The sequence below is a fragment of the Veillonellaceae bacterium genome, from assembly GCA_025992895.1.
Classification (GTDB): domain Bacteria; phylum Bacillota; class Negativicutes; order Veillonellales; family Dialisteraceae; genus Dialister.
This window is the reverse complement of the sequence record DAJPGA010000001.1, coordinates 918,967-933,258: the sequence shown is the minus strand read 5'-3', so window position 1 is coordinate 933,258 and position 14,292 is coordinate 918,967. Positions and strand designations below refer to the sequence as shown.

14 protein-coding genes are annotated in these 14,292 nt (G+C 49.6%); 3 read left to right on the top strand and 11 right to left on the bottom strand.

Going from position 1 to position 14,292, the window contains the following annotated elements; all coding sequences use genetic code 11:
- Positions 1-150 precede the first annotated feature (150 nt).
- Together OIM03_03855 and OIM03_03850 are read left to right on the top strand one after the other, a co-directional pair.
- Positions 151-906 (top strand): hypothetical protein, encoded by a 756-nt coding sequence (locus tag OIM03_03855; GenBank protein HJI73413.1) that lies wholly within the window; start codon positions 151-153, stop codon positions 904-906.
- Positions 907-982: 76 nt separating this feature from the next.
- A complete protein-coding gene (locus tag OIM03_03850) occupies positions 983-1,444 on the top strand; it encodes a hypothetical protein (protein HJI73412.1) in 462 nt (153 codons plus the stop codon).
- Positions 1,445-1,587: 143 nt separating this feature from the next.
- Here OIM03_03850 and cytX read toward each other — a convergent pair whose 3' ends face one another.
- Complete coding sequence (gene cytX / locus OIM03_03845) at positions 1,588-2,766, bottom strand: putative hydroxymethylpyrimidine transporter CytX (GenBank protein ID HJI73411.1); 1,179 nt, start codon at positions 2,764-2,766, stop codon at positions 1,588-1,590.
- Between the two features lie 519 nt (positions 2,767-3,285).
- Here cytX and OIM03_03840 point away from each other — a divergent pair.
- Entirely contained in the window at positions 3,286-4,470 is a 1,185-nt protein-coding gene (locus OIM03_03840) for a GGDEF domain-containing protein (GenBank protein ID HJI73410.1), read from the top strand.
- Positions 4,471-4,527: 57 nt separating this feature from the next.
- Here the strand turns inward: OIM03_03840 and OIM03_03835 are convergent, their stop codons facing one another.
- The 10 genes from OIM03_03835 to OIM03_03790 form a co-directional block, all read right to left on the bottom strand.
- Complete coding sequence (locus OIM03_03835; GenBank protein ID HJI73409.1) at positions 4,528-5,757, bottom strand: RtcB family protein; 1,230 nt, start codon at positions 5,755-5,757, stop codon at positions 4,528-4,530.
- A 100-nt stretch (positions 5,758-5,857) separates the two neighbouring features.
- Positions 5,858-6,523, bottom strand: a complete 666-nt coding sequence (locus OIM03_03830) for a hypothetical protein (protein HJI73408.1) — start codon at positions 6,521-6,523, stop codon at positions 5,858-5,860.
- Positions 6,520-7,551, bottom strand: a complete 1,032-nt coding sequence (locus OIM03_03825) for a zinc-binding alcohol dehydrogenase family protein (protein ID HJI73407.1) — start codon at positions 7,549-7,551, stop codon at positions 6,520-6,522. Before OIM03_03825 ends, OIM03_03830 begins: the two co-directional genes overlap by 4 nt.
- Before the next feature lie 487 nt (positions 7,552-8,038).
- Positions 8,039-9,067: a hypothetical protein gene (locus OIM03_03820; GenBank protein ID HJI73406.1), complete on the bottom strand. Its 1,029-nt coding sequence runs from the start codon at positions 9,065-9,067 to the stop codon at positions 8,039-8,041.
- 2 nt (positions 9,068-9,069) lie between these two features.
- Complete coding sequence (locus tag OIM03_03815) at positions 9,070-9,318, bottom strand: YkgJ family cysteine cluster protein (protein HJI73405.1); 249 nt, start codon at positions 9,316-9,318, stop codon at positions 9,070-9,072.
- A complete protein-coding gene (locus tag OIM03_03810; protein ID HJI73404.1) occupies positions 9,318-10,643 on the bottom strand; it encodes a hypothetical protein in 1,326 nt (441 codons plus the stop codon). The genes OIM03_03815 and OIM03_03810 overlap by 1 nt, the downstream gene beginning before the upstream one ends.
- Positions 10,644-10,704: 61 nt before the next feature.
- Positions 10,705-11,544 carry a GIY-YIG nuclease family protein gene (locus OIM03_03805; protein HJI73403.1) on the bottom strand — a complete coding sequence of 280 codons (840 nt, stop codon included), beginning with the start codon at positions 11,542-11,544 and terminating at the stop codon, positions 10,705-10,707.
- 16 nt (positions 11,545-11,560) lie between these two features.
- Positions 11,561-12,397 carry a hypothetical protein gene (locus OIM03_03800; GenBank protein HJI73402.1) on the bottom strand — a complete coding sequence of 279 codons (837 nt, stop codon included), beginning with the start codon at positions 12,395-12,397 and terminating at the stop codon, positions 11,561-11,563.
- 381 nt (positions 12,398-12,778) lie between these two features.
- The gene (locus OIM03_03795) at positions 12,779-13,171 is read right to left on the bottom strand and encodes a DUF2185 domain-containing protein (GenBank protein HJI73401.1); all 393 of its coding nucleotides are present in this window, start codon (positions 13,169-13,171) and stop codon (positions 12,779-12,781) included.
- Positions 13,172-13,368: 197 nt separating this feature from the next.
- Complete coding sequence (locus OIM03_03790; protein HJI73400.1) at positions 13,369-14,277, bottom strand: NADAR family protein; 909 nt, start codon at positions 14,275-14,277, stop codon at positions 13,369-13,371.
- Positions 14,278-14,292: the final 15 nt, after the last annotated feature.

The window sequence follows — 14,292 nt, the reverse complement described above, 5'->3', positions numbered from 1 at the left end:
TTATTAAAATCATGAATTTAGTATACTACCTGAGTGCTACTGCGTCTTATACAGAAATACTATCAGGCAAAATCACGCGGGTAACAGGAGGAAATTTGCTCATCAGTATATAATAATAAGCAAACACCAATGAAAGAAGGATACTCATCCATGAACCATAAACGACTTGCCGCAGCCCTCCTGACGGCGCTTGCTCTTACGACCCTTCCCGCCCTGGGAACTGCCTTTGCCGAAGACGGCGTCGACGCCTACGGACGTCCCGACGCGGCCGCAAGAACCCAGCAGGAAAATCCGTCCGTCACCGTCTCCATCACGCCATCCGATACACAGGAAACTTCGGAAAATACGGCTGAGGAAACGCAGGAACCAGCACCGCAGGAAGAAGGAAACAATGAAAACAGCGAAAACGCAGACGTCGCTGTTTCCTCTATTTCCACAAGCACGACAGGCGAAGGCGAAAGCACCGTCATCACCATCGACGTCCTCCCTGCCAAAACGGAACCCGAACCCGTCGACAACCTCGTCCTCGCCGCCATGAAAGAGCATGAAGCGAAAATGGCAAAGGAAAAAGAGAGCGCCGCGCCCGTCAAAGACGCCCTCTATCCCCTTCCGACTGAAGCAAGTGTCAATGGAAAACCCGCCATCATCCCCGCAGCCACACCCGATGACGTAGAGCCAGACTACATGAAAGACGACCAGAGACCCATCGTTGGAGGAGAACCCGCTCCGGGCGGCATCAAGACCCCGGGCGTCATGACCACAGCCAAAGACGGCAGGAAGAAAGTCACCATCAAGAAAACAAACAAAGATAAGAATGACGCCGAGAATCTTCTCGACACCCTCGCCTCCTTCGCCAAAACCGTAGCAGGCAGCCAGACAGCAGACAAAGAGAAGAAAGAAAGATAACGCATTTCGATAACAGCAGTAAACTGCACTGCGAAAGGTTTTACTTTCCCCTGTTCCACAAAGATTTCAGAAGGGAATGACAGATATGGATATAACCAATTTACAATCTGACATGGATTACTTGTTTGACTGCAATTTCTTTGACGACGCCTTTGATCCTGAAGGTCATGAAGACCACCAACATTTTGCGAAGAAGGTATTGCAGTCCTACAGCTGGGACGAGATCTATGGCTATTTTTTCAAGCATTTGACACAAAACTGTACGACCGCTGAGTCAGTCTACAACGCCACTAATCTATACTTTGTCTACCTCTTTGACCAAAAACCAGTTCCTAATCCCTATGAGCTTGTTGGATACGTTCTCTTTCGAATCGATTTGGATAAAAACTGGGATGCATATGGTGATTTTACTGACTGCTTTGCAGTATCCATTCTCGAAAGCAGCAAGAAGGTCAGTCTCATGACGGACCCAAATTATCAGCCTTGGGAAGATCCTAAAGTGATTAAGCAAATAGAAAAGTGGAAAATGCAACAATAGCCTTGTTTAATTTCTGTTCGTCAGTATAGAAATCTGCCTCTGTCTTCCCCTAGCTCTTCCGTGAAAGCAGCTTTTACTCATTACAAAACCCCGAGTCAGGAACATCATTTCCCTGACCCGGGGTTTCTTCTTCTATGATTTCATTATCTGGACTGCACGCATCTTGCGCCTACGGCTTTATGGACGAGGGCGCTGGCCAGCATGACGAGGACAATGACAGGGAATGTGATTCCCAGTGGTGTCTGGACGTCGAGGAGCTGGCGGTAGAGGATGAAGCCTGCCAGCCAGAGGGCGAGGTTCAGCCAGTCTACACTTTCTTCGCTGTGGTCCTGCTTCAGGATGAAGTAATCCGAAAGAAGGATGGCTGTCATCGGAGCGAAGACGGATCCGATGAAGTACAGGAATTCTTCGAAACTGCTCGAGTCCATCATGACAGCAAGGCCGATGCCGCCTGCGCATGCAATGAGGGCGAGCGCTTTTTCAGAAAGGCCGGAAATCAGTGTCTTTCCGGAAACGCCGGCAGAGAAAGCATCCAGGAATGTCGTCGTGACAGTCGAAAGAAGGACAATCAGGATTCCGACAAGGCCCATGCCTGCCTGAAGAAGGATCTGGGCGATATCATCCTGCCCGGTATAGAGAGCCGCGCCCATGCCGATGATGAACATCCAGGAGCTTGCGGCAAAGTAAGCCAGGCAGCTCGCTGCCGTTGCTTTGAAAGGCTTCTCCGCGATGCGGGTATAGTCAGAAATGACAGGAAGCCAGGAAAGAGGCATGGCTACCGTCAGCTCGATGGCTGCGCCAAGCGTCATGTCTCCTACAGCCTGCGGCACATGGTCTCCCATGAAAATCACACCGCTCAGGACAAGCGTCAGAAGAAGGAGAGCTGCAATCACGACCACATTCACCTTCCCCAGATTCTTCAGTCCAAGGACGATCCAGAGAGCGATGAAAGCGCCGATGATGACACTCCATACAGAAGTTCCCATCCCGGAAAGCGTATTTGCAGCCGCGGCAGCACTTGCGATCATCACCGCCGTCCAGCCGATCAGCTGGATGACATTCAGCCCGGCAAAGAGTCTGGCTCCCTGATGGCCGAAAGAAATCGCCACCGTTTCCATAGCACTCTTCCCCGTGCGCCCGCCGATCAGCCCTGCGCCAAACATCACCGCGCCGCCGATCACGTGACCGATCAGTATAGCCAGAAGCCCCTTCGCCAGTCCCAATGGCGCCAGAAGCATGCCCGTCAGAATTTCAGCAATCGATATCCCTGCCCCGAACCAGAGCAGCCCATTCGAAAAGACACTCGTCTTATTCTCACTCATAAAAGCCCCCGCTTTCTTAATGCTCCCTAAGGAGCCATTCATCATTTCCTAAAAGTATAATATAACGGCCGAATGAGTTCAAGGAAAGCCGGAATGCAGAAACAGCAAAAGAAATAGTCGCCGGGACAAGGGCTGCATCATTTTTGTACTTTTTTATTTCTTTATTTTGCGAATTGATTTTGCGAATTGTTCGCATTGTTTATAAATTATAAACGAACCGTATGTTTCCCGGTTTACTATCCTCTGTTTTTCCTCCTCAAAATTCATTAGAAAATTTAACGTTTCTAGTCATTTAGTTAGATTTGTATATACGAAAAATGAATAAAATTTGCACTTATTTATGTAGATTTAGGCCATGAATCCCGATTATATGAGCTTTTCAAAATATAATCACAAAAAATATTTTAATACCTAATTCAATATACTTAGATTTATCAATTTAGGTGGAGACAAATCTATAAAAAAATGATATTATTTATTTATAAAGTTAATTTTCTTGAATAAGGAGGAGGGGCCGCGTTGGACTACACATTCCTCTACACTTTTTCCTACGTGTCCATTGAAATCACCCTTTTCATTGTGACCGCCATCATCATGTGGAAGACGAACTACGATTTCGGTTCTGAAAACGAAATCCGCGCCTTCAAATATCTTTGCGCCTCTTTCTGCCTCTATACAGTCACGGAATGTATATATGCGCTAATGGTGCCAGGATACCTGCCGCTGACCGATACGGAAATCTATATCAGCACGTCCGTCGGCGTCCTTGCTGTGTCGTTGATTGAATTCGCATGGATCTGGTACGCAGAGTACCGGATGAACAGTGCCTTCACGGACAAGCCGATTTTCAAGATCTGCACGTTTGTCCCTTTCATGGTCATTTTCCTCTGCCTGGTCTTCAGCTACCAGAATGAATCCATCCTCGCCGTCCATGACGGCCAGATTATCCGCGGGCCTTTCTACTTCATGGTAGGCGCGCTGGATATCATCTTCGTCATGGCCCCGACGCTCCATGCTGCTTACAAGCTTTCGCATGAAAGAAGGAAACGTCTCCGCCAGAGATACATCCGCCTGATTTCTTTCATCATTTTCCCGGCCATCACTGCCGTCGTCGACGTAGCTGTTCCTCAGACTCCGATCATTTCCATCGGCATCCTAAGCGCTATCTTCTTCGTCTTCATCTCGACACAGTCCGCCCGCATTTACAATGACATGCTGACAGGCATAGGAAACAGGCGCCGCCTTCGTGAAGACTATGACGACCATGCGCCGTCCGTGAGCCCCAGCAATCCGCTCATCTTCTGCCTGGTCGACATCGACCGCTTCAAGGATATCAATGATACATATGGCCACCTCGTAGGAGACAAGGCCCTCATCATCGTATCCGAAGCTCTCCAAAGACTCCAGCGCCATTCCAAATTGAAAATCGCCCGCTGGGGCGGTGATGAATTCACCGTCTTTGCTCCCAAGAGCACGGTGAAGACCATCGACAACATGAACCACATGATCGGACGCTCCATCAAGGATGTTGCTGAAGAAAACAAATTCGCGATTCCTCTCCACTTATCCATCGGAGCTTTCGAACTCACTGAACCCAATATCCCTCTAAGAGAAGTCCTCTCCAGAGCCGACGCTGTGATGTATGAAATCAAGAAACGCCATCACACCGCCCTGGATAACGGCTTCTTCGAAGATCTCATCTGATAATAAAAAGAGCCTGGCCACTCATTCGGCCAAGCTCTTTTTTGATGGGACTATTCTTCACTTCTTCTTTTTGACGATCGGACCATCTTCTGTGGCTTTGAAGTTGTAGACTGGCTTCATGACTTCGATGACGTCTACGGTGTCTCCGATGATGTCCAGAATATCATCCAGGGATTTGTAGGCCATGGGCGCTTCGTCGAGGGTGCCTTCGTTGACGGAGGTGGTATAAATGCCGGCCATTTCTTTCTTGTATTCTTCCATGGTCAGCTGTTTCTTTGCTTCTGTCCGTGACATGAGGCGGCCTGCGCCGTGGGGCGCGGAGTAGTTCCAGTCTGGATTTCCTTTTCCGATGGCAAGGATGCTGCCGTCTCTCATATTGATCGGGATCAGGACTTTTTCTCCGGCATGGGCGGCAATGGCGCCTTTTCTAAGGATCATCTCGTCGACATCGATGTAGTTGTGGATAGTGTGAAAGGCTTCTCCTGGCACGAGGCCGCTGCGGGCGAGGAGTTCTTTTGCCATGGTCTCTCTGTTCAGGCGGGCAAATTTCTGGCAGAGGGCAACGTCGTGCAGGTACTGATCCAGGTATTTTCCTTTCACGTAGCAAAGGTCGTCAGGGATATGATGCTTGTTTTCTTCTGCTCTCAGGTCTTTTATCGCCTGATTGATTTCCCGGTCCCGGCCGGCTTCTTTGTAGGCCTGGATCATCTCATCGGTCCGTTCGTGCAGAGTTTTTTCGTTTCCATTCATGGAAATGGCAATCTGCTGATAGTATTCGGCAACTTTCTTTCCGAGGTTGCGGCTGCCTGAATGGATGACGAGGTAATGACGGCCATCTGCTGTTTCATCGACTTCAATGAAGTGATTGCCTCCGCCAAGGCTTCCGAGGCTCCGGCTGATCCAGCTCTTGCCTTTGAGGCGGACGTAGCAGTCAAGTTCCTGCAGGTCAAAAGACACCCGCGGTTCGTCCCAGACATTCATCCCTGAGGGAATTTCGTGGGCCGCTTTATCGAGCTTTGCAAAGTCAATCGGCTGATATCCCAGATCGACGGTGTACATGCCGCAGCCGATATCGACGCCGACGACATTGGGTACGGCCTTGTCGATGATGGTCATCGTGGTGCCGATTGTACAGCCTTTGCCTTCATGGACATCCGGCATGATCCGTACCTTGCTTCCTTTTGTCAGTTCGTTGCTGCACATCCGCCGGATCTGTTTCCTTGCTCTGTCGTCCATGATTTTTGCAAAGGAAATCGCGGTCGTTATTGTGCCTTCTATTCTTTCCATCGTGCTTCACCTGCCATTCTTTTCTGTCTGCATTATATCACAGGCGAAAAAAGGAGCTGCGACGGAATGATCGTACATTTCGTTGCAGCTCTTTTTGTGCTTAATTTCTTTCTTCTCCTTCTTCTTTTTCCGTTTCTTTTTTCTGCAGTGCTTCGGCTTTCTTGACGAAAGGGCGGAAGGTTTCGAGAAGTTCGGGCCAGAATGGCGGGAAGGCATCTCTTCCTATGTAGGTCTCTTTCCCTCCGTTGATCAGACGGATGGTGAGGGACCATTTCTTTTCGTTGAAGGTGGGCGTGCCTGTAAATTCATGACTCCATTCATGAAGGAGGAGATGGTAGTACAGGGTATCAAGAAGTTCCATCCATTCGAGAATCGTCAGCGGAATGTCCCGAAGCGGCGGACCGCCCAAAGGGGAAAAGAATTTCGAAAAGGTACATGTTCCCCCATCTTCGCTCTTTGTGAAATTCAATTCACGGAAGGGCATCCCTTTCTGGCCTAAGCGGAAGGTGATACTGACGACATCGTCACGGTAGTCTCTCTTTGTTTCCGGGATGTAGGGAATCGTTCCGAAGTCTGTCCGGCAGTCGAAGCAGTGCCATCCTGGATTATTATCTGAGATATTGCAGCCACCGAGGCTGATCTTTTCTTCTTCGATTTCCTTTTCGAGTTTCTTGTCGAAAAGAGGAAGTCCCCAGAGAATACGCGCGGTATGGATGCTGCCGCAAATGGGACAGCGTCTCTTCTTGGAATGGTGATCTTTTTTCATGATTCCCATCCTTCGATGACAATTTTGCCGATAGTCTTTCCGGACTCGAGTTCCTGATGCGCCTGGCGGAGGTTCTCTGCATTGATCGGAGATTTCTTTTCATGAAGGGTCGTCCCCAAAATGCCTTTGTCGACGTAATCAGCGACGCGGTCGAGAAGGTCGTGCTGGGTGATCATATCCTTCTTGAACATGGCTTTCGTGAACATGAATTCCCGGGAGAAGGAAGCGCTCTTCGGCTTCAGCGGTGCGACGTCGAGCGGATGCTCGGTCTCGACGATGGAGCAGATCCTGCCAAGGGGAGCGATGGTTTCGGTGATGTTCTTCCAGTGGTAGTCGGTATTGTTCAGGCAGAGGATGTAGTCAACGAATGGATAGCCCAGCTTTTCGATCTGTTCCTTGATGCTTTCCCTGTGGTTCACGACGTAATCTGCGCCATGTGCTTTTGCCCATTCGATTGTTTCCTTGCGGGAGGCTGTGCCAATGACGGTAAGGCCGGCTGCTTTTGCCATCTGGGTCGCAATAGATCCGACGCCGCCGCTCGCATTGATGATGAGGATCATCCTCCCGCGGTTGTCTTCTTTCTTACGGGAAATCATGAGCCTTTCAAAGAGAGCTTCATAGGCCGTGATCGATGTCAGAGGAAGTGCTGCGGACTCTGCATAGTCCAGCGTATTCGGTTTCCTTCCGACGATTCTTTCATCGACCAGGTGGTACTCGCTGTCGCAGCCCGGGCGAGTGATATCGCCGGCATAAAATACTTCATCTCCCGGTGAAAAGAGCGTGCATTCCTCGCCCACAGCCTCGACGATCCCGCAGGCATCCCAGCCAAGGATACGAGGCTTCACCTCGACGGTATCCTTTGGTGCCCGGACCTTGTAGTCCACAGGATTCACGGAAATCGCCTTCACGCGGACAAGAAGATCATGTCCCTCGGGGACAGGCTTTTCCAAAGTCACGTCCAGGAAACTCTCTCCTTCAGTAATAGGCAGATATTTATAAAGTCCCACAGCCTTCATCTTTTCAGCCATCCTACTCACCCTTTCTTAAGATTTAAAATCTTTTATCTAAGATTATTGTAGTCTTCGCTATGAGATATAGTCAATTGGGAAGATGAAGGAAAAATAAAGAAAATAAAGTGATGGAAATAGAGAAGAAAACCATAAAACCGGACTTCGTCCGTGGAAATGAACTTTCTCAGGCGCATGCGCGCCAGCTCCCCCTCCGGGGCGAGCTCTGAAACCATTTCCTTGCTTCGCAAACGGAAAACAAACAAACCTCGCTATGCTCGAAAACCGCACTCTTTCCTGTCACTACGTGAGCGTTCGCGTCATCCTTGTTCCAAGGCAGCTCAAAACCTCCCTCCGTCATCCTTACCGATATTATCAACTTCGATTTATCATTTCCATTGAGTGAAGCAAGGCCAATGGCATCCCTTATCATTTCTCGCGCACTAAAGGGGCTGTGGCAAAGTGATTGCTCATTTTGCCACAGCCCCTTTATATTCCCTTATTTCCTTTATCCCTCGAAGTTGTCTGCGAGGATTTTCTTGGAGTCGGTGAGGGATTTCTGGATGCCGGCTTCGTTGATGGTGTTGAGTTCGTCGTTGTCTCCTTTGAGGACGAGGCGGACTTTGCACATGGCGTAGAGGAGGCCTACGAGGAGAACTGTGTTCTCTGTGAGTTTCTTTTCTTCGCTGGTGTAGGTTCTCCAGTCGGTTCTTCCTTGCTCTTCTACCTGATTTTTCAGGTCATCTAAGTGATCCTGGTAGATGAGCTGGACGGTTTTTAGCTGGTCTTTGTAGGTGTCTGCGATCTGGTGGAGTTTGTCCAGATAGGCGCGGGCTCTGTCCATTTTCCTTTCGGCGCGTTTCATTTCTCCCCATACTTCGTCGGCTTTGTCAGTGAGATTGCTGCCAGTGATGTTGAAGATGATGCCGCCTACGAGGAGGCCTACGCCTAATGTGGCTCCGCCCAGGATCATGCTGCCGAGTGCCATTCCGCCGCCTCCTGCTGCGATAGCACCTCCGCCCAGGGCTGCGAGAGTAGCGTTCGTGGCGGCGGCTCCGGAGAGGGATGCGATGGCTGTACCTGTGGACGCTGTGCCAAGTGCCATGACGGCGGCTGTTGTTGCGCCTGCTGCAGCGAAGCCTCCGGCTGCACCAAGGCCTGCTCCTTCGATGCCGCCTAAGAGAACGCCGGCTCCGACGGAGACTTCTTTCAGTTTCGTTCCGTCAAATTCAGGAAGCTTGACATTTTCTTTTTCGTACGCAGCAAAGGTCGGTTTGTTCTTGATCTTTTCAAAGACGCTGGCGAAGTCTTCGAAGCTTTTCAAGATCTGGAGCTCGAGTGTCCCGAGTTCGTCCATGGCTCTGTCTGCTTCTTTATTGGACTCTTCGAGCCGGCGGATATTTCTTTTGTGACGGCGGTTCGCGCTTTCGACGAGGTTGTTGGCATCTCTCATTTTGGACACGCCTTTGACGGCGCTGGCAGCCCCTGCGGCTCCGGCCAGAGCGGCAATTCCTGCGACGATAAATGGTATTGGCATGGTCATTCCTCCCCTTTTAATTTCCTGCAGGCGTCGTAGTTCATCTGCAGGTAGTCTGCATAATCCATCGTTTCCTTGAAGTATTTCTCATAGCATTCATCGACGCGGCAAAAGACGGGCCTGTGGTCGTAGATGGAGCACCGGTTTCCTGAGAGGTACCTGCATTTCCCTGTGCCGTCGTCGAGGTCTTTATAGATCAGAGAGTGTCCGAGATGGCGGCAGCACTCTCCGCATATATCGCAGTGGAACATTATTTGAACTCCAGTCTTGAAGAAGGATTCTCCATGAAATCATCGAAGGTCTTTTCTTTATACGGCAGCGGTATGCCGAGGGCTTCGTACTGGCTTGTAAGGACGGCATGGAGGTCCTCTTCTGTCTTTGCTCGGGAAAGGAGGGCCGTGAGCTCGTTATACCGGGCGGTTTCCCTTTCGAAGACTTCGAAGTCGATCTTTTCAAGTTCCTTGAGGTAATTGGTGAGGTAAATATTGATGCGCCTGTAGGCGTCGATGAGGCTCTGGAGCGGATAGGCGATGCCGATCCGGATGAGGACTTCTTTCACGGCGAGGAGTCCGAAGCGCGCCCAGGCGATGAGATTCATGCGGGTGAAGAAGAGCAGAGCATTCCCGCCAGAACGAAGGGCTGCGTCCGCGCCATCCATGAGGCAGAGCGTCCCGTTTCCTATCAGTAGCATGACGCGAAGGCTCGGATGGCGGTGATTCGGAATGCAGTCTTCAAGCGGCTGATGGTAGTAGAAATGCTGGCGGAGCGCCCAGATGAGGCGGATGGACAGGTCGCAGAGGACGACAGGAATCGCCATGGTAAGGCCGAAGCGGAAGTCGTAGCCTTCCTGAAAGACTTTCGTCGCGACTTTGGCAAGGGTGTTTCTGTACTGCCCGACCTGGAAAGTGCCGAAATCGCAGAGGCCGAAAAGCTCATAGAAAGGAATGGCAAGGCCGCTTCCTCTTCCTGATGCGCCGGAGCTTCCTACGACGTCTGACATAATATGGCCGAACCAGTTCGCCACGCCGCAGAAGAGTTTGGAAATAAGGTCTCCTCCCTGCATTTCTATGGGATCGCTCTTGATGGTGATGAGCTGACCGTCAGAAATGAAGGTGGAGGTCTCTGTGAACTGATTCAGGATGGAGAAGAAAAGGCCGACGATGTCCGGCGCATGACCGAGAGATTTCATGTGATGGTTCTTCGTGGACATGTCAAAAATAGCATCGCTGCCGGTGGTGTATGCCTGATCGTAATTGACGGGATATTTCTTCTCAAGAAATCCGATCGCACTGGCGACGCTGTCTTCCTTGCCGGGCCTGGGACTCCATCCGCAGTAGTCGGCAAATTTCATGACAGCATGGTCGACCTGCTCGTCCGTCCAGCCTGAGAGCGCGCTGTCTGCCGGCGAGCCGACGAGGAATATATCCACCAACCCCGCCATCGCACCGCACGCAGCAGCGGCGAGGTAATCATAACGGTCGCAACGGTCCTGATAGAAATAAGGCTTCAAATCCTCTTCGTCAGGATACTTCTCGATTCCAATCGCGCCCGGCTTCATCGATTCATACAAAGACATACACTCCCCCTTCTGGTGGAAAAGATAAGCAAGAATTCATGGCTCCGTATGCGCGGAGGATTTATGATCCCATGATTTCTTTCAGTGTCCGTCCGTTCCCATCTTTCCAATTTATCAAACCACTGACACTATATCCAAGAACAATCGTAGCAGCGGCAGACGGGCTGGACATCGTTATATCTTCCGTTACAATTCCGTCTTTGATTATGCCGTCATGAATCAGCCTGATTCTCTCTTGTTTTAATGAATCACTTGCATTCGTCATACTCCCATTCATGTTCACTTTGGAGCCTTTAAGAATAGCAAAACCTTCCGGAACTTCTTTCCCTTTTGCATCAGCATCCCCAGCCTGCAGCAATAACGTTTCATCTTCATCTGATTGCTGCTGGTCTATCAAATCTAATGTCTTTAGCATATAGCCAGCTAATTTTGCATAATCCATATACTCTTCGGCTACGGTAATCTGTGCATTTGCTAACTGCACGCCAGGGCTCATTTCTTTGTTCAAGAGAACATATTGCTTACGCTTTTTCGCAATCTTAATAAAAGCATTCTCGAGATAACGAATTATCGCTTTATTCAGATTGCCACCCAAGAGAACAATTGCAGTCTGCCAATAGAATGTTTCTCTTCCTGATTCTGAAGCATAATCCTGTATATGCTGGATAAGTCTCTTTTTAACATTCTCTGATTCGCCAATATAAATACGCTCTTGTTCTCCTTCTTCTTTTGCAAAGAGAAAATACACGCCAGGTTTGCTCAGTTTTCCGGATTCATAAGTCTTCACTTCACTGCGTGGCAGTCTTATGACTTCACCATTCCAGTTTGCAATAGTTGCAACAGCTATTCCTTTTTCTACGCCTTCCGGCAAGAATACCTGAATCCCCTTTCCCTGTTCCATAGTTCTTCTCCCGATTTCACAAAACGTTCTTTGCTGCCACCGGTCTCGTCATTTCTTCAAGACGCTGGAAGAGCAGCAGGAACCATTTCTGCGCATTATCTGACCAAATGATGCTGCCGTCAAAAGTTTCCCAATGTGTCTTGTAACGCCACATGGAAAAGATGGCGGATCCGATAATTTCCCTGTCATCAATGGAAGAAATGATTCTTTCCAAGCGGTCACATTCATCAACATCAAAACAACCCGGATAACGTTTGCCAAATTCTACTCCAGTATCCATATAGAACCCTGATTCCGCGCATTCACGCCCAAGTCCGATGAAGTGGATCCAAAATCTTTTCGGATTACTTTCACGTTGATTCAGCAAATCTACCCAGTCTTCGGCAAATTGATGAATCCTTTCCTTCCAGTTCATTTGAGGAAGCGGCATGCATCTGCCAAAGGCCCAGATGTCATGGAAGGGGAGAAAGCGCTGGTACATTTCCGTCAGGTCAAGGCTTCTATCCGCTTGCCAAAGAACAGGAACTCCGTTCTGCTGGCCAACGACAATCTTGTCTCCCGATAATTTCCAATGGCGGGTCAAAAGGTAAGGTCTGTCTCCGGAAGGAAACTCCGCCTGCTGTTTCACCCGGTCTGTCATCCTAAGAAGAATCTCCGCTCTCCATTCCCCTATCCTCGACACGTATTTTTCGTGATATCCGCGTCCCGTTTCCTTCTGTCTGGCCGTGCGGGTGGCAAACCAGGCAAGACCGGTATCCGAGATCTTCAGAGTCTGTTCCACGATATCATCCGGACTCCCATTCAAGGAAGGCCTCTCCGAAACAAGGACGAAATAATCTTTTTCCTTAACCATTCCCTCACCTCCGCCAGAAATTTCAGACTGCTTCATTTATATATTAATTCTATCAAAAAAATAAAGAAAGAGATAATGGAGATGTTTTTGGGATTTGGGAGAAGATAGGGGAAGAGAAAAATAGGAAAAATAGGAAAAACATGAAAACCGTACAACCAGCCTAACGGCTGAAAACACCATAAAACCTCGCGCTGCTCGTGGAACTACTGTATCCGTCGCCTTCGGCGCCACCTTCTCCTTCGGCGCATGCGCGCCACTTTCCCCTAACGGGGACAGCTTGACTTCGGTTGCGATTTTTCCTAACTGGTGTCACTTTCCGGACAGCAAAAAAGCCGTGACAAAGTGCAGGATCATTTCGTCACAGCTTTTTGTACTTCTTATTTATTCCAAATGCCAGTCGTCGACTTGATGAAATATGCCTTTTTCGTCACGCTCGAAGGCAGAGCCGCAGGGGGCTTTCAGGAGCGGGAGGACGTCAGGGTCGATGGAAACGATGGTGATGAGTTTGTAGATGCCGGAGTTTTCCGGTTTGTCCATGTACTCATGGCTTTCATCGCCTGCCATGAAGCGCCAGCCGCTGTCCCATTCTCCGGTAGGTTTCGTGCGATAGCAGAAGCCTACCTGCATCTTTTCCACAGCGACACGCTTTGTGGAAATACAGCCGTCGGGGCCTTCCCATTCTGTAAGCTGGATTTTTCTATCCTCCATGAAAACAGCCATTTTCATGCTGGATTCATTCAGGATCACGCCTTCTCTATATTTGCCACAGCGCATGACTGAGCCCTCCTTGTTCCCAGGATTGTTATCCTGTATATATTCATTCTATCAGATGACTGCCTCTTCGTCATTGAATTTCATCGTTTTTGTTTATGATGATTTCATCGCTCTGGCAACAGAGGCATTCTTGACCATTGGACAAGAAAAGCCGGGCATCGTATTCAGTTTGCCCGGCTTTTAAAGTTCATATGAAATTAGCTGTTCTTTCCCGGAGATTTCTTTCTAGCATAAGTCCAGTCGCAGGAGCTTTCGCAGCGGTAGACGCGGCGGAGTTCATCCCTGACTTCCATCAGTGCAAAGCCGAGCATGTTATCCCCTTTCCAGTCGCGCGGATCTCTTGCTTCTTCATCGTAAGCGGAAGCGCCGATGCCCCAGATGGTGTCGTACGGGCTTGCCTCCACGATGATGTTCTCTCCTGTGGAAAGGAGAAAATCACGCAGTTTTTTGTTCTGGGTGAATTTGCGCCAGTTGCCATTGACGACAATCGAGTGCTTGAACTCGTCCCAGACGTCCTGTTTCAAGTAAATGACGGTGCGTCCGAGTGCCTGAATGACAGCCGGGTCGTCGCTTTCAAATATCTTTTCCCTGACTTTTTCATCGCTGAAAAGGTCTGCTTTTTCGGCCATCATGTACTGCTCCATGCAGTTGTACTGATAGATGCCGACGGAAAATTTGGACGGATACCACTGGCTGAGGCAGGACTGCGTCAGCGTGCCGTCTTTTTCATCATGGTCCCAGAAGTAACAGAAAGGCCGCCTGTTTCCTTCTTCCCATTCTTTGATGAGCTGCGCCTTGGTGTAATTGGGCTTTCCGCCTTCGCGCCATGCACAGGTCGAGTAATTCTTGTAACGCAGAAGCTCGGTATTATCTTCACCGTCCCACCAGCCTTTCCAGGTGATGGGTTCCGGGAACATTTCCCGATAGACTTTCTTTTCCTTTGGCGTCATCATTTTGAGCCATGTCTGGAACTTTTCTGCATAAGCTCCGCCGAAGCCTGTCCTCCAGCCGACGGATGAGCGCCGGATATATGGGCAGACCATCCAGGGCGGAGGCATGATCCTCCTGCCTTGGAATTCGTTATCCCCCGTAATATTCACTTTCATAGATCATTTCCTCCA

Coding starts and splice junctions, on each gene's coding strand:
- OIM03_03855 (HJI73413.1), top strand. CDS start 151: ATGAACCATAAACGACTTGCCGCAGCCCTCCTGACGGCGCTTGCTCTT.
- OIM03_03850 (HJI73412.1), top strand. CDS start 983: ATGACAGATATGGATATAACCAATTTACAATCTGACATGGATTACTTG.
- cytX (HJI73411.1), bottom strand. CDS start 2,766: ATGAGTGAGAATAAGACGAGTGTCTTTTCGAATGGGCTGCTCTGGTTC.
- OIM03_03835 (HJI73409.1), bottom strand. CDS start 5,757: ATGGAAAGAATAGAAGGCACAATAACGACCGCGATTTCCTTTGCAAAA.
- OIM03_03830 (HJI73408.1), bottom strand. CDS start 6,523: ATGAAAAAAGATCACCATTCCAAGAAGAGACGCTGTCCCATTTGCGGC.
- OIM03_03825 (HJI73407.1), bottom strand. CDS start 7,551: ATGGCTGAAAAGATGAAGGCTGTGGGACTTTATAAATATCTGCCTATT.
- OIM03_03820 (HJI73406.1), bottom strand. CDS start 9,067: ATGCCAATACCATTTATCGTCGCAGGAATTGCCGCTCTGGCCGGAGCC.
- OIM03_03815 (HJI73405.1), bottom strand. CDS start 9,318: ATGTTCCACTGCGATATATGCGGAGAGTGCTGCCGCCATCTCGGACAC.
- OIM03_03810 (HJI73404.1), bottom strand. CDS start 10,643: ATGTCTTTGTATGAATCGATGAAGCCGGGCGCGATTGGAATCGAGAAG.
- OIM03_03805 (HJI73403.1), bottom strand. CDS start 11,544: ATGGAACAGGGAAAGGGGATTCAGGTATTCTTGCCGGAAGGCGTAGAA.
- OIM03_03800 (HJI73402.1), bottom strand. CDS start 12,397: ATGGTTAAGGAAAAAGATTATTTCGTCCTTGTTTCGGAGAGGCCTTCC.
- OIM03_03795 (HJI73401.1), bottom strand. CDS start 13,171: ATGCGCTGTGGCAAATATAGAGAAGGCGTGATCCTGAATGAATCCAGC.
- OIM03_03790 (HJI73400.1), bottom strand. CDS start 14,277: ATGAAAGTGAATATTACGGGGGATAACGAATTCCAAGGCAGGAGGATC.